This is a genomic window from Deltaproteobacteria bacterium (assembly GCA_009692615.1).
GTDB lineage: Bacteria > Desulfobacterota > Binatia > UBA9968 > UBA9968 > DP-20.
Genome location: SHYW01000050.1, coordinates 12,663 through 34,387, shown reverse-complemented (window position 1 = coordinate 34,387; position 21,725 = coordinate 12,663). Strand labels below are relative to the sequence as shown.

Annotated in this window: 25 protein-coding genes and 1 tRNA gene; 12 read left to right on the top strand and 14 right to left on the bottom strand. The window is 55.7% G+C overall.

The annotated features are described in order from the left end of the window. Positions 1 to 156 precede the first annotated feature (156 nt). From EXR70_13580 to EXR70_13570, 3 genes are read left to right on the top strand one after another with little or no spacing between them, the layout of a single operon-like run. On the top strand, positions 157 to 435 hold the full coding sequence (locus EXR70_13580; protein MSP39512.1) for a DNA-binding protein: 279 nt from the start codon (positions 157 to 159) through the stop codon (positions 433 to 435). Further along, on the top strand, positions 432 to 671 hold the full coding sequence (locus EXR70_13575) for an XRE family transcriptional regulator (protein MSP39511.1): 240 nt from the start codon (positions 432 to 434) through the stop codon (positions 669 to 671). Before EXR70_13580 ends, EXR70_13575 begins: the two co-directional genes overlap by 4 nt. Continuing rightward, positions 672 to 1,892, top strand: coding sequence for a site-specific integrase (locus tag EXR70_13570; protein MSP39510.1), 1,221 nt, complete (start codon positions 672 to 674; stop codon positions 1,890 to 1,892). It begins immediately after the preceding gene. Between the two features lie 18 nt (positions 1,893 to 1,910). Here EXR70_13570 and EXR70_13565 read toward each other — a convergent pair. Next, positions 1,911 to 1,984, bottom strand: a tRNA-Arg gene (locus EXR70_13565). 96 nt (positions 1,985 to 2,080) lie between these two features. Here EXR70_13565 and EXR70_13560 point away from each other — a divergent pair. Continuing rightward, positions 2,081 to 2,320, top strand: coding sequence for a hypothetical protein (locus EXR70_13560; protein ID MSP39509.1), 240 nt, complete (start codon positions 2,081 to 2,083; stop codon positions 2,318 to 2,320). A gap of 392 nt (positions 2,321 to 2,712) precedes the next feature. Continuing rightward, complete coding sequence (gene moeB / locus EXR70_13555; protein MSP39508.1) at positions 2,713 to 3,882, top strand: molybdopterin-synthase adenylyltransferase MoeB; 1,170 nt, start codon at positions 2,713 to 2,715, stop codon at positions 3,880 to 3,882. Here the strand turns inward: moeB and EXR70_13550 are convergent. From EXR70_13550 to EXR70_13520, 7 genes are all read right to left on the bottom strand, one after another. After that, positions 3,845 to 4,732 (bottom strand): rRNA pseudouridine synthase, encoded by an 888-nt coding sequence (locus tag EXR70_13550; GenBank protein ID MSP39507.1) that lies wholly within the window; start codon positions 4,730 to 4,732, stop codon positions 3,845 to 3,847. The two genes, moeB and EXR70_13550, sit on opposite strands and share 38 nt — an antisense overlap. Positions 4,733 to 4,970: 238 nt before the next feature. Continuing rightward, the gene (gene scpB / locus EXR70_13545; GenBank protein ID MSP39506.1) at positions 4,971 to 5,546 is read right to left on the bottom strand and encodes an SMC-Scp complex subunit ScpB; all 576 of its coding nucleotides are present in this window, start codon (positions 5,544 to 5,546) and stop codon (positions 4,971 to 4,973) included. Then, positions 5,536 to 6,327 carry a segregation/condensation protein A gene (locus EXR70_13540; protein MSP39505.1) on the bottom strand — a complete coding sequence of 264 codons (792 nt, stop codon included), beginning with the start codon at positions 6,325 to 6,327 and terminating at the stop codon, positions 5,536 to 5,538. The genes scpB and EXR70_13540 overlap by 11 nt, the downstream gene beginning before the upstream one ends. Further along, positions 6,324 to 7,301 carry a tryptophan--tRNA ligase gene (gene trpS, locus EXR70_13535; GenBank protein MSP39504.1) on the bottom strand — a complete coding sequence of 326 codons (978 nt, stop codon included), beginning with the start codon at positions 7,299 to 7,301 and terminating at the stop codon, positions 6,324 to 6,326. Before trpS ends, EXR70_13540 begins: the two co-directional genes overlap by 4 nt. A gap of 139 nt (positions 7,302 to 7,440) precedes the next feature. Then, positions 7,441 to 7,974, bottom strand: a complete 534-nt coding sequence (locus tag EXR70_13530; protein MSP39503.1) for a hypothetical protein — start codon at positions 7,972 to 7,974, stop codon at positions 7,441 to 7,443. A 44-nt stretch (positions 7,975 to 8,018) separates the two neighbouring features. Beyond that, positions 8,019 to 8,729 carry a hypothetical protein gene (locus EXR70_13525; protein MSP39502.1) on the bottom strand — a complete coding sequence of 237 codons (711 nt, stop codon included), beginning with the start codon at positions 8,727 to 8,729 and terminating at the stop codon, positions 8,019 to 8,021. Between the two features lie 26 nt (positions 8,730 to 8,755). Beyond that, complete coding sequence (locus tag EXR70_13520; GenBank protein MSP39501.1) at positions 8,756 to 9,799, bottom strand: ABC transporter substrate-binding protein; 1,044 nt, start codon at positions 9,797 to 9,799, stop codon at positions 8,756 to 8,758. Positions 9,800 to 9,901: 102 nt separating this feature from the next. Here EXR70_13520 and EXR70_13515 point away from each other — a divergent pair, with 102 nt between their 5' ends. Further along, positions 9,902 to 11,212 (top strand): methyltransferase domain-containing protein, encoded by a 1,311-nt coding sequence (locus EXR70_13515; protein MSP39500.1) that lies wholly within the window; start codon positions 9,902 to 9,904, stop codon positions 11,210 to 11,212. A 55-nt stretch (positions 11,213 to 11,267) separates the two neighbouring features. Here EXR70_13515 and EXR70_13510 read toward each other — a convergent pair whose 3' ends face one another. Together EXR70_13510 and EXR70_13505 are read right to left on the bottom strand one after the other, a co-directional pair. Continuing rightward, a complete protein-coding gene (locus tag EXR70_13510) occupies positions 11,268 to 12,260 on the bottom strand; it encodes a TIGR03619 family F420-dependent LLM class oxidoreductase (protein ID MSP39499.1) in 993 nt (330 codons plus the stop codon). A gap of 43 nt (positions 12,261 to 12,303) precedes the next feature. Beyond that, positions 12,304 to 12,828: a hypothetical protein gene (locus EXR70_13505; protein ID MSP39498.1), complete on the bottom strand. Its 525-nt coding sequence runs from the start codon at positions 12,826 to 12,828 to the stop codon at positions 12,304 to 12,306. A gap of 301 nt (positions 12,829 to 13,129) precedes the next feature. On the opposite strand from EXR70_13505, the gene EXR70_13500 reads away from it, so the two are divergent. Further along, a complete protein-coding gene (locus EXR70_13500; protein ID MSP39497.1) occupies positions 13,130 to 14,092 on the top strand; it encodes a cupin domain-containing protein in 963 nt (320 codons plus the stop codon). Between the two features lie 11 nt (positions 14,093 to 14,103). Here the strand turns inward: EXR70_13500 and EXR70_13495 are convergent, their stop codons facing one another. Then, the gene (locus EXR70_13495; protein ID MSP39496.1) at positions 14,104 to 14,298 is read right to left on the bottom strand and encodes a type II toxin-antitoxin system RelE/ParE family toxin; all 195 of its coding nucleotides are present in this window, start codon (positions 14,296 to 14,298) and stop codon (positions 14,104 to 14,106) included. A 125-nt stretch (positions 14,299 to 14,423) separates the two neighbouring features. Continuing rightward, positions 14,424 to 14,651, bottom strand: coding sequence for an addiction module protein (locus tag EXR70_13490; GenBank protein MSP39495.1), 228 nt, complete (start codon positions 14,649 to 14,651; stop codon positions 14,424 to 14,426). A gap of 820 nt (positions 14,652 to 15,471) precedes the next feature. On the opposite strand from EXR70_13490, the gene EXR70_13485 reads away from it, so the two are divergent. From EXR70_13485 to EXR70_13475, 3 genes are all read left to right on the top strand, one after another. Then, positions 15,472 to 16,506 carry a hypothetical protein gene (locus tag EXR70_13485; GenBank protein MSP39494.1) on the top strand — a complete coding sequence of 345 codons (1,035 nt, stop codon included), beginning with the start codon at positions 15,472 to 15,474 and terminating at the stop codon, positions 16,504 to 16,506. Positions 16,507 to 16,522: 16 nt separating this feature from the next. Next, the gene (locus tag EXR70_13480) at positions 16,523 to 17,224 is read left to right on the top strand and encodes an isochorismatase family protein (GenBank protein ID MSP39493.1); all 702 of its coding nucleotides are present in this window, start codon (positions 16,523 to 16,525) and stop codon (positions 17,222 to 17,224) included. 310 nt (positions 17,225 to 17,534) lie between these two features. After that, a complete protein-coding gene (locus EXR70_13475) occupies positions 17,535 to 18,443 on the top strand; it encodes a hypothetical protein (GenBank protein ID MSP39492.1) in 909 nt (302 codons plus the stop codon). Positions 18,444 to 18,494: 51 nt separating this feature from the next. On the opposite strand, the gene EXR70_13470 is transcribed toward EXR70_13475, so the two are convergent. Both EXR70_13470 and EXR70_13465 read right to left on the bottom strand, forming a co-directional pair. Beyond that, positions 18,495 to 19,475 (bottom strand): extracellular solute-binding protein, encoded by a 981-nt coding sequence (locus EXR70_13470; protein MSP39491.1) that lies wholly within the window; start codon positions 19,473 to 19,475, stop codon positions 18,495 to 18,497. 148 nt (positions 19,476 to 19,623) lie between these two features. Next, positions 19,624 to 20,442, bottom strand: a complete 819-nt coding sequence (locus tag EXR70_13465; protein ID MSP39490.1) for a p-hydroxycinnamoyl CoA hydratase/lyase — start codon at positions 20,440 to 20,442, stop codon at positions 19,624 to 19,626. Between the two features lie 134 nt (positions 20,443 to 20,576). Here EXR70_13465 and EXR70_13460 point away from each other — a divergent pair, with 134 nt between their 5' ends. Then, entirely contained in the window at positions 20,577 to 21,077 is a 501-nt protein-coding gene (locus tag EXR70_13460; protein MSP39489.1) for a hypothetical protein, read from the top strand. Between the two features lie 136 nt (positions 21,078 to 21,213). Beyond that, on the top strand, positions 21,214 to 21,723 hold the full coding sequence (locus EXR70_13455) for a hypothetical protein (protein ID MSP39488.1): 510 nt from the start codon (positions 21,214 to 21,216) through the stop codon (positions 21,721 to 21,723). The last annotated feature ends 2 nt before the right edge of the window (positions 21,724 to 21,725 follow it).

Sequence of the window (21,725 nt, the reverse complement as noted above, 5' to 3'; positions counted from 1 at the left end):
AGAGGTTGAGATGAAAGCCCCAATGGTAAACACCCAACCAGACCAAGATTCGCACAGGATTGCCGATCCTGCGTGTCAAAAAAACTCAAATGAATTTGAATCGTTACAGGCCAAGTGTCCATCGAGTGTCCAAGGCGCAAACGGTCACACCGTAAAATGAACGAGCAGCAAACCAAAAGCCCCTTCGATTTACTTCTCGATCAAATACGCGAAGTGGTGCGAGAAGAAATCCGCACGGCGACCGGAAAGGATTCACAATCCCCTACCCTGCTTTCCGCCGAACGAGCGGCGAAGCTTTTCGACGTGCCGAAGACTTGGATTTCCGACGCGGCACGACGCGGCGAGCTACCGTCTGTGAAGCTCGGCCATTACGTCAGATTCAGAATCGACGACCTGCATGCATTCGTTGCCACTCGCAGTCAAAAAAATTCATGATCACCCTTGTCATGGTAAACAAACTGATATACATAACAGCTACCATGCAAGGGAAGGAACTCAAGCGGATTCGGGGCCTGCTCAAAATGACCCAACGCGAGCTTTCGGAGGCGCTCGACTTGGCAAAAGACACTGTGGCGCGGATGGAGCGGGATAAGATGCCGATTCAGCGGGTAACGGAATTCGCCTTGAAATACCTTCTTTTAATGGCAAAAAAAAGAAGGGAGAAACGCTAGATGGCAATCAAAAAATTATCATCGGGTTGGTATCAAATAGATTTCCGCGATAGCCGAGGCGACCGGCATCGGAAAAGTTTTCCGACGCAGAAGGAAGCGAAAGCGGCGCTTGATGAAAAGCGTGTCGCGGTAAGAAGTGGCGAGTATATCGCGCCGAAAGCGATTCCAACGTTTAAGACGATGGCCGAGTTATGGTTCGAGAACAAGAAAGTGAACGCTGGAAAGCACGGCAAGCCTGTGAAAGAGACCTCTCTCGATCACTGGAAGAATCATATCGACACTTACTTAGTTCCCGCCTTTGGTGACAAGCGCTTGGATCAGATCAGCACAACGACGATTGAAACGCAGCGGCTGGCGTGGCGCGACGGAAACAGCGTTGAGAAGAAGAAGCTCTTGCCGATCACTGTGAACAAGCTTCTTACCACGACGACGGCAATCTTCAACGAAGCCGTGCGACTTGGGAAAGTGAAGCATAATCCCGCCAGCAACGCGCAGCGCTTGGGTAGCGGATCGGTGGAAGCTTCCGAAAAAGAGGCGTCGGAAGCCAGACCGGAAGAAGTATACAACGCGGAAGAGCTAAACCGGCTAATCCAAAATGCCGAACCGGGTTTTTACAAGTCGCTGATTTTCACCATCGCCACGACCGGCATGCGCCACGGCGAAGCGTTGGGTTTGCAATGGGGCGACATTGACTTCGGTGCCGGCAAGATCACGGTAAGGCGCACCTGGCCGGACAAGTGGCGCGACGAAGAACCGATCTTCTACGTGCCGAAATCGAAGCATGGCATCAGGGAGATTCCGATTTCAGGGGAACTCGTGCAAGCGTTAAAGCGCTGGAAGCTCTCTTGTCCGATCAGCAAATGGGACTTGGTGTTCCCGAAAAAAAACGGCTCGCCCAATGATCGAAAGACCGTGTTGCGAGGAGGGCTTCATCCGGCGATCCGCAAGGCCGAAGTTAAGAAGCTCGACATGCACGCGCTAAGACATACGTTCGCTTCGCTGCTGCTGTCTCAAGGTACACCGATCACGGAAGTGTCCAGTTACCTTGGACACGCAGACCCACAAATCACGCTCAAAGTTTATTCGCATTGGATGCCGAGAACGAAAACCGATTCGATTTCCCGGCTTGCTGGAATGATCTTGAGCGCCAAACCCGCTACCGAAGACCACGATGGACACTTTGTGGACACTTCCGCAAAGCAAAACTTGAAAATGGCGTGATAAGTGGTTGAACTTAAATGCCCCCGACGCGATTCGAACGCGTGGCCTCAGGATTAGGAATCCTGCGCTCTATCCACCTGAGCTACGGGGGCGAAAGCGCCAAGATGGCTGAACGTTTTGTCGTAGGCGCGTTTATTTGTTACCATCAACCATCAACCTAGGTCAAATCGTGCGGCGGTAATTGTTCGATGCAGTTTTTCACTCATTTTCTGTTAAATTCGCGCTCAATGCTGATGGTCGGTCTGATTTGCGCCGGTTGCGGCTCGTCGGAGCGGCCGCTGGCGATTAGAATGTATCATCCGGTCAGCAACCATACCCTTCACTGCACCGCTCGATCCCAACCGGGTTCGGATCCGACGCTGTTAGCTAACGCAGTTGAAGCCTGCGCGCGACAACTCGAAGCCAGCGGATTTGTCCGCGAGAAATAATTTTGCGTAACGGAATGGATATGCGCTTGTCGCGTTAGCGCAGCGCAACCAAAAGTTCGGAAGATCTCGCGCAAAGTACGCAAAGGTTAGAGAAAACTGTCATTTCGACCCCTTCGACAAAAGCTCAGGACAAGCTCTGGGAGAAATCTTTCTGAGATCCCCTCGCATTCGCTCGGGATGACAGGCCACAGGCCTGTCACTTTGCGACCTTTGCGTACTTGACGCGAGAAAAATCTGCTTCCGAAACGCCCTCGGCTGAGAGAGTTTGCGTGAGCCGGCAAAATTGTGAACTATCCAGCAACGCTCGAAATGACCGCGATGCCCCCCTCGCCTTGACAATATCCAGAGCGTTGCTTAGCTTAAACCCTCAACGTATTCGAACAGGAGGAATCATGGCCAAGAGTTTTCAAGATATAATGGCCGATGCGCGCAAGGAAATCCCCGAGCTCAGCGCTCAGCAAGTCAACGAGCTGCTGAAAAACAACGGCAAATCGCCGCTGGTGCTCGACGTGCGTGAGAGCGACGAATGGCGCCAGGGTCATCTGGAGGGCGCCGTGCCGCTACCGCGTGGCTTTCTCGAAATCAAAGTCGAGAGCGCCGTGCCGGATAAAAATACCCCGATCATCGCCTACTGCGCCGGCGGCGTGCGTTCGCTGCTGGCGGCCAAAGTCATGAAGGAGATGGGCTATCAAAACGTTTCGTCCATGGCTGGCGGTTACGGCGCTTGGAAAAACGGCGGCTTCAAGTGGGTACAAGATTTCCAGTACACGCCGGAGCAATTGATCCGTTATAGCCGCCATTTTCTGCTTCCAGAAGTCGGTGAAGAGGGTCAGGCTAAACTACTGCAAGCCAAAGTATTGATGGTCGGTGCCGGCGGGCTCGGTTCGCCTTCGGCTTACTACCTGGCGGCAGCTGGCGTCGGCACGCTGGGAATTATCGACAACGACGTTGTCGATATCTCCAACCTGCAGCGGCAGATTCTCCACACCAACGATCGCGTCGGCATGCCGAAAGTCGAGTCGGCGAAGAAAACTCTCGAAGCGCTCAATCCCGATGTCAAAGTAATTCCCTATCAAGCCAAGCTGACTTCGGAAAATATCATGGAGATCCTCAAGGACTACGATCTGGTGATCGACGGCTGCGATAATTTTCCGACACGCTACTTAGTCAACGACGCCTGCGTGCTCACTGGCAAACCCAACGTCCACGGCAGCATCTTTCAGTTCGAAGGACAGGCGACGGTTTTCTATCCGGGCAAAGGCCCATGCTATCGCTGCCTGTACCCGGAACCGCCACCAGCGGATATGGCGCCGAGCTGCGCTGAAGCCGGCGTGTTAGGCGTGCTGCCGGGGTTGATCGGAGTGATCGAAGCGTTGGAAGCGGTGAAGTTGATTCTCGGCAAGGGCGACAGCCTAGTGGGTAGACTGTTGCACTTCAACACGCTGACGATGGAGATCAACACGCTGAAGCTCAGGCGCGATCCGAGCTGCCCGATGTGCGGCGACAACCCGACGATTCACGCACTTATCGACTATGAGGAGTTCTGTAGCTTGCGCCACTAGAACGGCTATTTCTCGGCGGATTCTTCGAGCGGCGGCTGTCATGGCCGCCGCTTTTTTTTGGCGCGCTGAAATGGCGTTGCGGTGCCCGGCTAGCTCTTGTCGTTGGACGGGCCGGACGTTCTTGGGCCAGCCCCACTGCGACTTGCAAGGATTTGATCTCGCTTTGGCTCAGCGGCCGCAGCTCGCCCATCGGTAAGCGGCCTAGTTCGATGGGACCGACACGAATGCGCACCAACTTCTCGACAAAGTAACCGAGCGCTTCGAACATGCGCCGAACTTCACGTTTGCGTCCTTCGTGCAGTTCGATTTCAATCCAAGCGTTGGTTTTAAGTTTTTCAACCATTCGTGCATGGGCCGGCGCGGCCATGCCGTCTTCTAGGCGAATGCCCTGGCGCAGCCGCACGAAATCTTCGGGCCGCGGCGGTTCGTTGAGTTTTACCCGATAGACCTTGGTCACACCGTAACGCGGATGAGCGATGCGCAGCGCCATGTCGCCGTCGTTGGTGAGCAGCAACAGGCCGGTGGTGTTGTAGTCGAGGCGCCCGACTGGAAACACCCGGCGCTTTTCGCCGAGGCGCAACAAATAAGGCGTAAGGTCGGGGCGATGCTTGGGATCGTTCAGCGTCGTGATGATACCCGGCGGCTTATGAAACGCGTAGTAAAGCGGCGTCGAAGCGATCTTGATCCGCTTGCCATCGACTTTAACGCTGTCTTTAAACGGATCGGCCTGGGTGCCGAGCTTGGTAATCACCGTGCCATTGACGGCGACGCGCCCTTCTTCGATCCAGCGCTCGGCCTCGCGGCGCGACGCCAGCCCCGCCTTGGCGATGATTTTTTGTAGTCGTTCCATAGTCTAGCTTTATTTCAACGCCTAAAAGTTTGCGCCATCCGCGCAAAAGTCTCTGGTGGTGAATTCTCTCCAATTCGGATGTGCCTCTCGCAAAGGCGCAAAGACGCCAAGTTCGGAGGGGAACGATAAATACTATTACGGATTATTTTCAGCATTTTCTCCGACCTTTGCGGCCTTGGCGCCTTTGCGAGAGATACTCCGAGATTCGGATGCGGCTTTGCCGCGCTCGACAATGGCGCTACTTTTCTTCCAGCTGGTCGAGGGAGATGATGTCGCCGGGAATTTCCGGCAAGGAAATCTCTTCCATTTCTTTAAGCGTCGGCAGACCGGTCAGGTCTTTCAAATTGAACAGCTGCAAAAATTCTCCCGTGGTGCCGTAGAGAAACGGCCGGCCCGGCACATCCTTGCGCGCCACGGCGCGAATCAAGTTGCGCTCCAACAGCGTCGCGATCACGCCGTCGACATCGACGCCGCGAATCGCTTCGATCTCGGCTCTAGTGATCGGTTGGCGGTAGGCAACGATCGCCAAAGTTTCCAGAGTCGCCTTGCCCATGCGCGCCGGCCGCCCGCCGAGAAATTTTTTCACCCAATCGGCGTTGGCTTTGGCGGTGCGCAGCTGATAGCCGCCGGCGACTTCGACCAACTGCACGCCGCGATTTTGGCTGTCGAGTTCGCTTTGTAAATCGTTGACGGCGTCTTGCAGCGCCTGCTTGTCGACGCCGTCCAAGACTTCACCAAAACGTTGCAAGGTCTGCGGCCCGTCGGCGACGAACAACAAACTTTCGATGGCCGATTTAATCTCTTCACGTTCCATGCTGTTCATCCTTGCCGTCGGCGGCGGGCTCGGCGTCATCTTCGATGACCGCGTTGGCCGCCGCTTCGTCCATCTCCGCCGCCGCTTCGATCATGATCGGCCCGGCCCGTTCGTCCTGGGTGATCCGAATGGCGCGCACCTTGACTAGCTCGAGCATCGCCAGAAAGGTCACGACGACTTCCATGCGGCTTTTCAATTCGCTAAACAGCGCCTCGAACATCACGCTGGTGTGTTGGCGCAATTCTTCCAATAGCATCGTCATTTTTTGCCGGACGGTGATTTTGTCGAGGGTCACTTCATGAGCGGTGTCCTTGGGCAAGCGGTCGATGACGCGCTTGAGCGCGCCCAACAGTTCGAAGACTGAAAGTTCGCGAAAGCCGCGCGGCCCGACCTCGTCCACCGGCGCGCTGGCCCGGACAAACACGTCGCGGGTCAAGACATCGCGCTGTTCCAACTGTTGGGCGGCGTCTTTGTAGCGTTGATATTCGAGCAGCCGGCGGACCAATTCCTCGCGCGGGTCGACGCCTTCGTCTTCGTCGGGCTCCTCGGCGCCGGCCGGCAGCAGCATGCGCGATTTGATATGAATCAAAGTCGACGCCATGACGAGAAATTCGCCGGCCACGTCCAAGCTCAGGGTTTCCATTAAATTCAAGGTCGCTAAGTATTGTTCCGTGATCGTCGCGATCGGGATGTCGGTGATGTTGACTTCGTTCCTCTTGATCAGATGGAGCAATAGATCGAGAGGCCCTTCAAAAATTTTTAATTGAACGTGAGTGGTCACAGGCCTAGGGTTTCCCGCACTTCGTTCATGGTCGCGGTCGCTTGCACCTGCGCCTGACGGTTGCCTTCAAGCAATACTTCTTCGACCTCGCGCGGTTTGTTTTCCAGCGCCGCCCGCTTGTCGCGAAATGGCGCGAGATCGTCGATGACATGTTTGATCATGATTTTTTTACAATCGAGACAGCCGATGGCGGCACTGCGACAGCCTTTCGACACTTCGGCGATCTCATCTTCGGTCGAATAAATCTTATGCAGCGAAAAGGCCGGACATTTTTCCGGCTCGCCGGGATCGCTGCGCCGCGCCCGCGCCGGATCGGTGACCATGCGGCTAATTTTCTGGTCGATCTCTTTGGGCGCATCGGAGAGAAACACCGCGTTGCCGTAGCTCTTGCTCATCTTGCGGCCGTCGAGTCCCGGCAATTTCTGGGTTTCGGTCAGCAACACTTCGGGCTCGGGAAAAATCGGTTTGTACACTTGATTGAAGCGCCGCACGATCTCCCGGGTCAGTTCGACGTGGGGCGCTTGGTCGACGCCCACCGGCACTTTGTTGGCTTTGTAAATCGTGATGTCCGCCGCCTGCAATACTGGATAGCCGAGAAAACCATAGGTCGAGAGGTCCTTGCCGGTGAGCTCTTTGATCTGCTCTTTGTACGTCGGATTGCGTTCGAGCCAGGGCACCGGCGTAATCATCGAATAGATCAAATGCAGCTCGGCATGTTCTTTGATGCGCGACTGACGAAACAACACCGCTTTGGCCGGATCGAGACCGACGCTCAGCCAGTCCATGACCATGTCGATGCTGCTCTGATTGATCCCTTGGGGCGTAGCGTAGTCGGTGGTCAGGGCGTGCCAGTCGGCGACGAAGAAGTAGCAACGATACTGTTCTTGCAGCTTAACCCAATTTTTCAACGCGCCGTGCAGATGGCCGAGATGCAGCCTGCCGGTCGGCCGCGCGCCACTAACGATGGTATCCATAGCGCCCCAATTCAACGAATGAATGAATGTTAACCTGGTATGCCCATATCACGAGCGCAACCGCTTTGCGGTCGACTCGCTAGAAGTTTCCCTAGTATGAATACGGCAAGGTTGGCGAAAAGACAAGCCGCGTCGGCTCTCACGGACTGTGGTAATTGCGCTCGTTGTGCTGAATCGAGTTCATGAAATAGAGCGCCAGCGGCCGGTTTGCAGCTTTCGCAAGAGTGAGCAAGCGCGCGACGGTTTCCCGGCGGCTGAAGAATGCGCCATAGCCCGCCCGTTCATAGGCGCTCTGCTCCGGCAAACCCGAAGCGTAAATAACCGCCGCTTGCGCCGATCGCAAAGTTTGCGGCACCGCCTGGGCCAGCGGCAATCCTTGGCCGGCGTTGTTGCCGATGATGACAAAATCGAGCGCATCGCCGATCTCACCGAGGGTCAGCATCATGCCGGGCAGCGACACCTCGTCCCAGTTTCTCATCTCGAAAGTTCCCTGGGCTGCGGTCAGCGTCGTCGGATAGCCATCGGCGATTTGAAAGACGCCGCTCATCTGGACAATGCGAGTCCAAGGCAGCGGCGGCTCGACGACGAACTCGCCGACGGTGACTTCGTTGTCGAGAATCAGCGCGAGGTATCGATCGGCTCGCTGCGTTGCCAAGGTTTCTTTAAGCGTCATTTGTGCCTTTCGTCGGAATCTAATCGAGGTTTTCAATCACCGGTTCAAGCCGGCCATTCCGCCAGCAATCTACCATAACCGTCGAGCGGCGCGCGCCGCCGTAGCTGCGAAAGAATATCCCAGAGCATCGCCGGATTGCTGGCGATGGCGATGGTCTTCAACTCGATTTCGATTTTGTTCAAAACTTTTAGCGGGTCGAGCACCGCGCCTTGAAAATAGATGGCGTCGACCTGGCCAACCTCTTGCAGCGCTTCCTTGGTCAGATCGTAAACCGCTTCGGCGTCCAATTGACCGGCCTGTCCGATGTTTTCGAATGAGTGCGGCGCAATGACATCGAAGCCGGCAACGCGCAGATAATCTTCGATCATGCCGTTCAAGCGGTTTTCAAAGGGCGTCAGCAACAGCAACCGTTTGGCGGAATATTTGCCCAGCGCCGACACCGAAGCGCTCAATGCCGTGGTTACGGGAATTTTTAAATTCGATTGCAAATCGCCAAGCAAACCCGGATTCATTACTTCCGTCGGCGCGCCGATGACGATCACGCCGTGCCATTTATTTTCCTCGGCTAATTGAGCAATGCGCGAAACGATTTCGTGCTTCTTCCCAGTAATCTCGTAGAGCGATTGACCGTACAGTCCCAACCCCTGAAAGTCGAACTGTACGAAGTCGGGAATCAGCGCCGCCAAACTGTCGTAGTGCGGCCAGGTCGGCGGACCGGGACTGATAAAACCAATGTTCAATGTATCGGAACTCATGGCGCAGTGTCCTTCGGTGTACTCGGCTATTTATACAACGAATCGATGAAGCCGCTCTTGTCGAATTTTTCAACGATGCTTGAGTCGACCACGTCTTCGTATTTCAATCCCGCCGCTTTGGGCACCGACTTGGCGACTTCGGCGATGATGTTGGCGAACCCGTCGCGGCTCGGGTAGGGCTTTTTCAAAACGTAAAACTTGATCAAGTCGTCGTACACCGCGCCGGCTTCCTGCTGCGTGCCTAAAGCCAACTGCTTGGTCATAATCTCGACCACACGGCCGCGATTGGCGGGCGTCAAAATATAGGCGTTAGCCTGCAACAACGCGCGCACCACGCGTTCCATCATGTCGCGCTTGGTCTGCATGTTTTTCACCGTGGTGATCACCGACGCGGTCTCCCAGGGAATGTTCAATGTGCGCAGATCGGCTAGCATGTTGAAGCCGAGCTGTTCGAGCTTGGTGCGGTATTCCGGCGAGATCACCGTGGCGGAAATCGCCCCAGCGCTGAGTCCCGCGATGCGCTCGGGTTCCTGGCCGGCGGCGACAATCGTGATGTGTTCCTTGTCGGCGTCGAGGCCGAAACGGCGAAAGCCGACCAACAGCGCCAGGCGCGACGCCGACAGGCCCAAGCCCGACGAGCCGACCCGTTTGCCCTTCACGTCGGCGATGGTTTTCACGCCCGGTCCGCCGACGATCAGAAATGCCAACGCCGGCGAGCCGGCGTAGATGTCGACCACCGGCACGCCGCCGGCGGTGGCGACGATGCAGGAGATCGGATCGTCGTAGGAAACGTCGACACCGCCGCTGACCATCATCTGCGCCCCTTGAGTGCCGCCGCTAATGTTGACCTGCTTGACGTCGAGACCTTCCTTTTTGAAGTAGCCAAGCTCTTCGGCGATCCACAACGGCGCAAGCCGAGCGTTGCGAAAAGTGACGCCGAAGTTGACTGGAATGTTTTGCGCCCTTGCATCGATTGCCGGCCCAGCAATGTTGGTAAGAAGAACCGCCAATATGCCGATTACAGTCTGTTTGAAGAATTGCACAACTTTCCTCCCGAAGCCCCGAGTGATTTCCTGTTTCTATAACCTATACGACGCAAATTAGAAAACTCATTCTGCTCTTTCACGTTCCGCTGTTTGTCGCTATAAGCAGGTCGAGGAGAGCCCAATCTCATGTCGGAAACTCTGACGCTGGCCCAACTCATCGCCGAATTGCTAAAAAAGTTGCGCATCGAGCGCGCCCACTTCGCCGCCTGCATGCCGCGGGACTGGCAAGGGCTGGTGGCGACTCACCCGGAGTTGGTTGCATCGCTGAGTTTGATCTGCCCCATGGGAATCGATGTCGCGGCGCTAAAACACAATCACATACCGATCCTCTGCGTTGCCGGCGACGGCGGCCGGCCGGGAAAAGAAACCGCCCGCGAGTTGAGCCAGCTCAGCCAAGCGCAGTCGTTAGTGCTGAAAAATTATTTCAGCCCACCTTGGGCTGATCCGATTCAAGACCGGCGCGACGAGATCGGCAAAGCGTTGATCGACTTCATTGCTCCGGTTGCGACGGGAACGTTCAGCGGCAACGATCGCAGCGGCGAGATTGGCGAAGTCACTTACACCATGCGCGGTAGCGGCGCGCCGCTCGTGCTCATGCCCTTGGCGCTGTCGCCATCGCAATGGCAGCCGCTGCTTGAATCCCTCAGCGAAAAGATTTGCACCATCACGCTCGGCGGCGCTCACCTTGGCATGGTCGCCCACTTGGAAAGCCGCGCCCAGTCGGAGTACATGCGGGTCATCGATCAACTGCTGAACGAGCTGAGCTTGGCGCCGGGACAAAGCCTGCTCGAAGTCGGCTGCGGTCCTGGCGCAATCGTGCGGCACTTCGCCAAGCGCACTCAGGGAAGCAACCGTATCGTCGGCGCGGACGTGAATCGCTATCTCCTACGTGAAGCGGCGGCGTTGGCCAAACGCGACGGTCTCGATCGTTTCATCGAATTCCAAGAAGGCGATGGCGAGAAACTGCCGTTTGCCGATAACGCTTTCGACGTGACGATTTCCTGCACGGTGATGGAAGAAGGCGACGCCGACCGCATGCTTGGGCAATTCGTCCGTGTAACGAAATCCGGCGGCAAAGTCGGCTCAGTCGTGCGCTCGACCGATCTACCCCGTTGGGTCAATCTGCCGCTGCCGGTTGAATTGAAACAGAAAATAGATTCGCCAGGATTTTTCGGCGGCAACGTCAACGACGGCGGCTGCGCCGACGCGAGCCTTTACCGCCGCATGAATCGCGCCGGCTTGGTCAACGTTACCATGCTGCCCCAATGGGCCAACCACAAGGACGGCGAGAGATTGCATTATATGCAAGAGCGCATCGAGTCGTTACTGAGCGGCAGCGAACTGAATGAATGGCGCGGTGCGGTGGCAGCCGCGAAGGCGGACCGCACGTTCTTTATTGGCGAGCCGTTTCACTGCGCACTAGGGTTGAAACCGTAAGGGGTAAAGGGTGAACGGTAAGGCGTCCGATCAAAAAACCCTTACCCCTAACCGTTCAGCCGCATAGCGCCGGCAACACTTCTGTGCCTAATAAATCGATCTGTTCAAACCAATCCGTGAAGCGTAATCGGAGGTCGAAGACGATGTGATCGGCGCCGGCTTGTTGGTAGGCGCGGCATTCGCGCACGATGTCGGCCGGCGAGCCGGCGAGGATCACGCCGCGGATGTCTTCCAGAGTTTCGAACTTGCCCGACGGCGGTTTTACCCACATGGAAAAATTATAGGCATCGTCGATCAAATTTTTTACGTCGATACCGCGCAGTGCATCGTCCCGATTTTTGCCAACCGTGGTAAAGGGCATCACGGCAGTCTGCACCATCGGTTTCTGAGCTTGCTGACACAGAGCGCGCAAGTATTCGACGCGCTTTGCGAAGGTCGGCAAATTGATCCGCGCCGGCATCCAGCCATCGCCAGCTGCCACGGCGCGCCGGCAAGCCGCCGGTGTACTGCCGCCGATGAATAGCGGCACTGGTTTCACCGGCGTCGGCTTGAGCGCAACGTTTTCAAAGGCGAAGTATTCGCTCTTGTGCGTCAGCGTTTCGCCTGCCCACAATTTACGGCAAATATCGATATTGATCTCGGCGAGCTTCGCCCGCTCCGTCAACGTGCTCGGCCGACCGGCCGCAGCGAACTCATGGGGAAAACCTCCGAGGCCAAGACCGAGGATGACGCGGCCATCGGAAATCGCACTGAGCCCAGCCACTGATTGCGCCAGATGGATCGCATGGCGATGGCAAATCGTCATTGCCGTGCCCAATTGTATCTTGCGCGTCGCCGCCGCCACCGCCGCGAGCAGCAAGAGACTTTCGATGTGAGAATTATCGCTGCTCCCCTCGCCCGGATGGGGCGTGAAAACCAAATGATCGCGCACCCAGACGCTGTCGATGCCCAAAGCTTCGGCGCGGCGCGCGCCATCGAGACAGTTCGCCACCGAAGCATGCTCGCCAAAATGGGGCAGCAACAAGCCGAATTTCAAAGCGCTACTCATGAGGAGAAAGAATTGGCGGAATCAAAAGAGGTGCATGATTGGATTAAAACTCGACACTATACTCTTTGCCCGATTGGCTCTTGCAACGGCCGATGCCGTGGCCCGTGTAGGCCGAGCCGATCAGAAAGCAGCCAAGCGCCAGGCGCCGGTCGCCATGTAGCGACGCGAGCCAATAAAACAGCGGGCCGCTGACCGTTGTGCCGACCTGTCCTGAAGATTTATCCCTTGGCTCGGCGTAGGCGGTTTCATGAAACGCCGAGGATCGGCCCAACAAACCGCCGAAGGCTGCGCTATGACGCGACAGATCTGGACCGTCCATTTCGATCGAGCCGAGGCCGAAGGACTTCTCATAGTCTTGAGCGAATACGGTGCGGTCGACGCGAATCATCCGGCCGATCAACACTTCATTTTCCGGACCGTATATCTGCATCAGCCATGAATCGTCACGACCCAAACGATAGCGCCCGTTAAATTTTTCACCTTCGAGGGATGTCATGCTCATGGGATAAGAGCAGGCCGAAATAATCAGCGCGAGCATTAAGAGCAGATAATTGCGAAAGGAACCCATGGCCGATGCAGCTTAACATGCTTTGGCGCGGGAGCTAAATGAGTTTTAGCATTTGGGCCAAGAAATATTTCGGCGCTAGGTAATTTATGATAAGCATCGAGCTTAGAGAGTAAATTTCGCCTAAGGGAGCATTCAAATGTCGATCGATCAACGTGTCGAAGCCTTGATGGCGGCCTTCCGCAAAACCACTTACTTCAAATGGGCGGCGAAACAAGGCCTTCCCGTCGTCGACGGCTTCGGCGTCGAAGATGTCCGCGACGTGGCGATGGCGCCATAGGCGCGCACCGGCGGCAAGGCGGCGTTGCTCAATCTCTACGGCATGGAAGGCGTCACCGGCATGTACGTCGGCGAGATTCCCGCCGGCGGCGCGTTGAAGGAGGAAAAACATTTTTACGAAGAAGTGATCGTCATCCTCGAAGGCAACGGCGCCACCGAAGTCTGGCAGGACGGCGGCACCAAGCAGATGTTCGAATGGGGGCCGTGGAGTTTGTTCGCGCCGCCGCTCAATAGCAATCACCGCCTGATCAACGGCGGCCGCACGCCGGTGAAATATTTGGCCGTCACTAACGCGCCCTTGGTGATGGACATCGTGCATAACGAAGAATTTATTTTTAACTGCCCATACAATTTTTCCGACCGATACACAGCCGCCGACGGTTATTTCAATCAAGGCCTGAAACGCTACGAAGACGGCATGCAGCACATCTGGGAGACCAATTTTATCAGCGACATTCAAACCGCCAGCGTCGACAAGCGCGAAGTCAAAGGCGCCGGCGTCGGCATCACCCAGTTTGAAATCGCCGGCAACAGTTTAATCGGCCATCTCGCCACCTGGCCGGCGGCGCGCTACCACAAGGCGCACTATCACGGCGCCGGCGCGATTCTCCTCGGCCTGCAATCCTCGGGTTACGTCTTGTTGTGGTCGAAAGAGTTGGGCACGCATCCATTCGAAGCCGGCCGCGCCGAAGACGTCGTCGAGGTCAAATGGAAAGCCGGCAGCGTCTACTGCCCCGGCGGCGGCTGGTTCCATCAACACTTCAACACCGGCGCCGATCCGGCGCGCCACCTAGCGCTACGCTACGGCAGCCGCATCCATCCCATCGGTTTCAAAATCGCCGACAAACGCAGCGAAGACGGCGTCTACATCGACATCAAACAAGGCGGCACGCTGATCGAGTACGCCGACGAAGATCTGTATGTGCGCAAACACTACGAGGACGAGTGCGCCAAGCGCGGCGTCACGTCGGCGATGCCGAAGATCTGACCGTTATCGCCTTACGAATTATCGATGGCTCTGGGCTTGAATTTCGGCTGAGGCCAGAGTCGAGGATCGCGCGAGGTATGGAGCACTCGTAGAATCACAACCCGGGATGGTTCTACCAAATAGAATACCGCGAACGGGAATCGGCTGACAATGGCGCGGCGAACCTCGCCATGCACGCAGGCAAACATTTCCCGGAATTCTTCGATGCGCTGAAAGGTTTCGCCAACTGAGGTGAGAAGTTTTTCACCGAGTCCAACACTCTGCTCTTCGTATCAATCGAACGCCGCGGCAAGGTCGCTCTGAACACGCCGGCGATAAACGACCGGCAGACTCATTGAGGTTTGCGAATTCCGGAAAGCACTTCTTCTAAGGTCAGGACATTGGTCGGGTCGAGCTGATGGTCGGCAAGCTCCGCATCGAGCGCGGCGCGATGGGCCACGCTCAAGGGTAACTCATTGGGCGTGGTTCGCAGACTCTCCCAAAGTAACTCCACGAGCCGAAGCCGTTCCTCAGACGGAAGTTTAAGTATCTCAGCAAGGTCCCTGTCACTCATTGCCAAGAGTTTAGCACCAATCTGCCTAACGCGGCAATCGGCTATGCCGCCGCACGAGCGGTGGTCGGTTCCAGGAACATTTCGATAGCGGCGCCGACCCCGCTCGTCACTCAGCGCTGCGTTACGGCAGCCGCATCCACCCCATCGGTTTTAAAATCGCGGACAAACGCAGCGAAGACGGTGTCTATATCAAGCAGGGCGGCACGCTGATCGAATACGCCGATGAAGATCCCTACGTGCGCAAACACTACGAGGACGAACTTAAGAAAAAAGTCGTGAAGAGCGCCATGCCGGTGCTTTGATTGCTTCGTACAAAGGTTTAAATGGACTGCGCCTCTCCAGCTGGAGAGCGAAAACGGAATCGGTATGATGAGAAAGAAAGTTAGTAGACTTAGGCAAGTCTGACAAGGTTCCTAGACATCGAACACTGCCCGAACTGCGGCGGCAGCTTGAAGATCATCGCTGCCCGTTCGACAGGCTGCTCAGGGCAGGCCATCGAAGATCCGCCGGTGATCGACAAGATCCTCAGCCATCTCGGCCTGCCGACCCGCGCCCCGCCGCGTGCCCCGGCTCGCCGATTCGATCTATTCCAAACGATCTGAGGAGCCGAAAACCGCTTGCCAGGGCAAGCCGACGGCGCCGCTCGCTCTGAGTTCGAGCGAGCGGCGCCATATCGAACCTTTCGGGTGCCTCCCGACTGCTCTCCGGCCGAGCCGCCCGGTACAACAGTGGGTTTTTTATCAAGCAGAATAAGGAATTGACATCTCTCCCGGTCCTGCGATATGGCTCCGGTCATAGAAAAAGGTCGTTTAAAAAGACTATCCATATGTGGGTCTTGCTTTTTTGCTGTGCAACCATCTCGGTTATCTTACAAACTCTAAACGCATGGGCCCAGGCTCGCCCGTTTTATGAAGACAAGACCATTCGGATCGTCGATTACGGAACGGCGGGCGGCGGCAGCGATCTGCTGGCCAGGCTTGTGGCCCGGCACCTGCCGAGGCAGATTCCCGGAAACCCGCAGTTCGTGGTCCAGAATATGCCCGGCGCCGCCGGAGCGATTGCGGCAAATTATGTCTACAGCGTGGCAAAGCCCGACGGGCTCACCCTGGGCCTCATCGCTGCGGGACTCTATCAGGCGCAGCTCCTCGCCAAACCGGAGATCAAATTCGACTGGGTGAAGTTCGGCTGGATCGGCACGGACCAGCCCAATATTATCAGCGTTTTTGTCCGGAGCGATTCCGGCCATCGAAGCCTGGATGACATCAGTGCGGCCCGGGAACCCGTGGTCTGCGCTGACAGCGCGGCGGGGTCGCCGAACTATGCGTTCATCCGGCTTCTTACCGAGGTGTTCGGCGCGAAATTCAAGCAGGTGCTGGGTTATCAAGGTTCGGGAGCCATGAACCTCGCTATCGAAATTGGCGAGGCGGTCTGCCGTTCAATCAGCATCACCACGCTTCTCAGCGCGGAGCCGTTGAAAACATGGGTCAAGACCGGCTTCATTCGGGTGGTGGTTCATAGTGGAAGGGAGAGGCATGCTGCGTTGCCCGATGTGCCGACGGTTTGGGAGCTGGCGCAAAAACAGCAGATCGGCAAAGAGGATCTCGAGTTTATGAAGGTGGTCTTGGGAGCGCCGGATTTCGGCAGGCCGTTTGTAGCGCCGCCGGGGTTGCCGAAGGATCGCCTGGATCTTTTGCGTGACTCTTTCTCTAAAACGATGAAAAATCTTGAGTTCCTCGCCGAGGCGCGCAAGCTGAACCTCGATATCAATGCCAAGAGCGGCCCTGAACTGGAGCGGTTGGCGCGGGAAGTGATGGCGCCTTCGCCGCAGATGGTGAAACGTCTGGAGAAGCTTCTGCAATAACAATCGGAGGACGACGATGAACAAGACATTTGAGGAGCATTGCTGGAAGGATTTGATGGACGACGAGATCCGCGAGGTCTACAAATCTTACAACCGGGAAACCTACGTCGGCCGGAATTCTGCGTTGCTGGCCATCGATCTCTACAACCTCGTGTTCGAAGGCGGGCCGACCCCCGTGGCGGAGGTGGTGAAGGAGCACAAGAAATCGTGTGGCCTCTACGCCCACAACGCGATCAAGCCGATCCAGGAGCTGATCGCCCTGGCGCGGGCAAAGCGCCTGCCCGTGATCTACACCACCAGCGAGACCCGCGACGAAGTGAATCCGGCGGGTGTCTACGCGACCAAGCACAAGTTCCGCGGCGAAAAAGAATCGTTCAAGATCCGCGACGACTTCAAGCCCGAGCCGGGCGATATCGTGGTCTACAAGCAGCGGGCGAGCGCGTTCTTCGGCACCGCTCTGGTTGCAAATCTAACGCGTCTCGGGGTCGACAGCTTGATCGTCTGCGGAGAAAGCACGAGCGGCTGCGTCCGCGCCTCGGTGGTCGACGCCTACTCCTACGGCTATCACGTGGTGGTCGTGGAAGAATGCTGCTTCGATCGAAGCCACTTGTCGCACAAGGTCAACTTGTTCGATATGCATCACAAGTACGCCGATGTGATGCATATCGAGGAAGTGAAAAGCCACTTCCAGAAAAACCCGGTCAGGATGGCTGTCTGAAGCCTTCTCGACTCCGGTCTCATCGCTACATGACGCCAGGTTACGGGTTGAGTCTAATCGAAATTATTGGGGGCCAGCAATGATCTTACAGTGTAACAGGGCTTTGAAATTCGATCACCGGAGCAAATGCCATGAATGTCATTGGGGTCACATGAACGTCATTGGGGGGCGGGGTCAGACTTTTACTTCCAGACTTTCTTTTCAGATTGTTGTGATGTAAAAGTCTGACCCTCAAGCCTCCGTCCTGACCCTCAAGCCTCTCCTGGAATCGTGGAAATCCGGATGCCCTAATTCTCACTAGTCATTGTCTATGATTACCATTCCAACTGTTCTTGTTTTTGGAGCCGGTGCTAGTCACCCATTTGGGTTCCCTTTGGGTGTCAAACTACGGAACAATATTATTAGAAACTTAGACCCAGGTAGTGCAGTGTACAAAGAACTCCGCGACATTGGGTTTGACGACAAGGATATTGAAGATTTTCGTAATGAGTTCTGGGAGTCTGGCAAAGATTCCGTAGATGCCTTTCTCGAACACCGACCTAGTTTTCTTGAAATAGGCAAAGTTGCTATTGCACAAGAGCTAACGAGATATGAATTGCATAACGAGTTATTCGAGACCCAAGGTGACAACTTGTATTTTTATCTCTACAAGCACTTAAATGCGATGCCGGACGAGTTTCAGAACAACGCCCTTACAGTCGTAACCTACAACTACGACCGATCATTTGAACACTTTTTGTTTACTGCATTCAAACGCTCCTACGGACTCTCTGATGAAACAACTGCGCGGTTATTGGAACATGTTCCAATCATTCACCTACATGGCCATCTAGGATTACTTCCGTGGCAAGGTGGCAAATATCTCAAATATGGAAAGTCAAATCTGTCGAGGGATACGCAGATACGATTAGCGAGTGAGAACATAAGAATCATCCACGAAGATATGGACATAGAAAAAGTTTCTGAATTTACCCGGGCTCACGCTTGTACAAACGAAGCTAATCGAATCGTATTTCTTGGATTCGGGTACGATAAGATAAACCTTGAAAGACTCAGAATGCCTGAGTCGCAAAACCGTCTGGCGATTCACGGAAGCTGTTATAAGTTAACGAGGACGGAACGAATCTCTCTTAACAATCGGTTTTTTCACGGCAACGCAACTTTAGGCGGAGAGGAGCAAGACGCGTTGATGTTTTTGCGTGACGGGCTATTGTTGTAGAAATTCGGACGCCACTATTCGAACTGAAGTCTCTCAACACAAATTCGAATCTTACTGCAGCACCTCCTCCGCGAACTTCGCGGCGGGGATTCTCACTTTGGTGTACTTGTCTTCCAAATGATTTCTCACCTTGTGGTATTGCTCGACGGTCATGACATCTTTGGCGGCGCGCACGCTGTGGTCTTGCAGCCATTTGGTGTTCACGTCCAAGCGGCGGGTCGATTGATGCATGACCTTGACGTACAGCTCCTGCCCTTCTTTCGACAATAACCAGTTGACGAAAAAGCGCGCGGCGTTGGGATGGGGCGGGTCTTTGACTACGCCGATGACGCCGGAGCCGTTGCTCGACGGCAATCCCTCTTTGAGTGCGGGAATTTCTTTCACCGGCAAGTTGGCAGTGAGAAAACCTTCCAATGTGTAGAAACTCACGCCGAGGGCGAAGGCGAGTTTGCCTTTGGCCAGGGGGTCGCCCAATTGACGTTGATCGCGGCCGATGAACATTTCTTGCTGCAAGAGTTTTTTTAGATAAGCTTCGCCTTTGACGTCCCAGAGAAACGACCAGATCGATTGACCGGAGCCCGGCGTGCGCGGATCGAGAAAGCCGATCCTACCCTTCCATTTGGGATTGAGAAAATCGTTCAACTCGCGCAACTCCTGCGCCTTGGCTTGTTCCGGGTTGTACCAAAAGCCGCCGGTGCCGGCATCGGCGATAAAGGAATATAGAAATCGGTTGCCGCTCAAATTATCTTCCCAGATATGGCCACCCCACCAATTTTTCGCCTCCTTCACTTCCGGCAAGAGCATCAGCGGCGCCAGCGGCGCGGCGATGCCACTCTCGACCAACGATTCGTAAGTGCCGCTGCCGCCGATGAAGACGTCAAAATATTTTACCCCAGCGGCGGATTCGGCAGCGATGCGGCTGGCGTTCTGCGGCCCGCGCGCCGGCAGCGTTTCCAAGTCGATGGCGAACTTACTTTTGAACAGCGCTTCCAATTCTTTGCGCAGCTCCGGGCGGGCCGGAATGCCGACCACGAGCTAAGCTTCTTTCTTCGCCTCCTGAACCGTGCGCTCCCATTCTTTTTTCCAATCCGACTGGGCAAACGCTTGCGCGCTTAGCATTGGCAGAAGCGCCGCAATCGTTAGAACCCGTCTCCACAAGCTTATCATCGCCAATCTCCGTCTATTTTTTGTCCAGCTTCATAGTTTCCGAAACCGGCCGCAGCTTTTTCTGCACGAACTGTTCCAGTCCCGGCCGCCCACCGTTGTCGCGGACGATGCGTTGCGAGATGAAATTGGAAATCGCAAAGCTGGCATCGGCTGAGCTGCCCGTGCTCAGGTGCCAAGATTCTTTGACCGCCTTGAGCGCCAGCGGACTTTTTTCCGCCAGGCATTGCGCATATTCATTTACTTCCTGGTCTAGCTGCGCGCGCGGCACCGCTTTAGAAATCAAACCGATGCGTTCCGCTTCGCGCCCCGACATCATTTTGCCGGACAGCGCGTAATAGAGTCCGTGCTTGGATTGGAGATAATTGGCCAAGATCGGCGTGGTCTCGCCCGCCGGGAAATGGCCGAAGTTTACTTCCGGTAATCCAAACTGGGCGTCCTCCGCGGCGATCGCGACATCGCAGCCAACGGTCACCGTCAGCGCGCCGCCCAGACACCAGCCGGCGATGCGCGCGATCACCGGTTGCGGCATGGTGCGCAACAGTTCGGTGCGCCATTTGCGCACCTTGTCGCGAATATCGTCCTTCACCCACTCCGGCTGGGATTCCATTTCCAAACCGTATTGCTTCAAATCCTGGCCGGCGCAAAAATTGTCTCCCGCGCCGGTGAGCACGACGACTTTGGTTTGCGGGTCATAGCGCAGTTCGGTCAGCAGCTGGAACATTTCCCGGTGCAGCTGCGGGCTCATGGCATTGCGTTTCTCCGGCCGGTTGAATTTAATCGTGGTGATACCGCCCTCGTTGCTCACCAAGAGTGTTTGATAGTCATTCGCCATAATTCCTCCTCAAAAAAGCTTGCCTTAGGGTATAAGCGCAAGCGCGGGCGCCGTCAAACCGACCCAATCGGGGAACGATTCGCTACCCAAGCGGGGGATTGAACAATGAATTCGATCACGATAGTTGATAGCCCATGGCAGCGCGATATAGTCAGTCGAAAGCTCTTCGCACTATCGGACAAGAGCTGAAACGGCGCGGTATCGATTTGTTCGAGCTGCGCTGCCGGCGTAAAGAATATTATTTGCAATGCGGCGATCCCAACCCGCCCTATCTCGGAATGGTAGAAATCACCCTCTCGAATGACGATCTCGAATCGTTGGAACGCGCCGTGGCGGCGCTTCGAGGTAACCAACATACCTTTGTCAACTTCGACGCACTACCGGAATTACTGCGCGCCATCGGCCGCTACATCGAAAACAAAGACGGCACTTTGTTGCGGGTATCGAATTTGATTTCGGAAAGCGACCAGGAAATGATGCGCGTGGAATACCATGGACCAGAGGGCCATGTTCACGTCGAAGAGCTGACGCTCGCCACTCTCTCGGAAACTGCCACGCGGATGTACAAAGAACGTGTGCGCACAAGCAAGGCAGCCGCCAACATTAGCAGTGCCGAAAGATCCTGGCGCTATTGATTGGTCGCAGCCGTCGAGAATCACATTCATTCTGCCCGGACACCGACAGAGTGCTCGGCTAAGGGACAAGCCAATCACCGGGTAGTGACGGGTGGGGGGGTTGACCAACGCGAGCGCTTTCGACAAAGGAAACCTTATGTCGGCGCGCTATAACGAATCACGGGCACTACGGATCATTGGGCAAGAGCTTAAACGGCGCGGCATAAACTTGTTCGAACTGCGTCTCTCGCCCATGGAATACTACCTTCGATGCGACGATCCGAATCTTCCCGATGACGGTTCGCGGGAAACCACTTTTTCCGATGACGAAATCGCCGCGTTAGATAGCGCCGCGGCCAGGGACCGCGGGAACGGCAGCAGCGGTCTCGGCTTAGTCGATTTCGCAGCGATGTCGGAAATTCTCCGCGCCATTGGACGCTACGTGGAAAATATGGAAGGCACGCTACTACGGATATCTCGCGTCCCTTCTTCAATCGACCGGGAATTGATGCGCTTTGAATACCGCGGCGAGGACGGACAGCTCAATATCGAACAATACGCAGTCTCTACTCTCACGGAAATGGCCATGCGCATGTACAATGAAAGCTCGTTCACTAACACGGAAGCCCATAGGGGCGCCGGCTCCGAGCGCAGCTGGCGCCATTGATC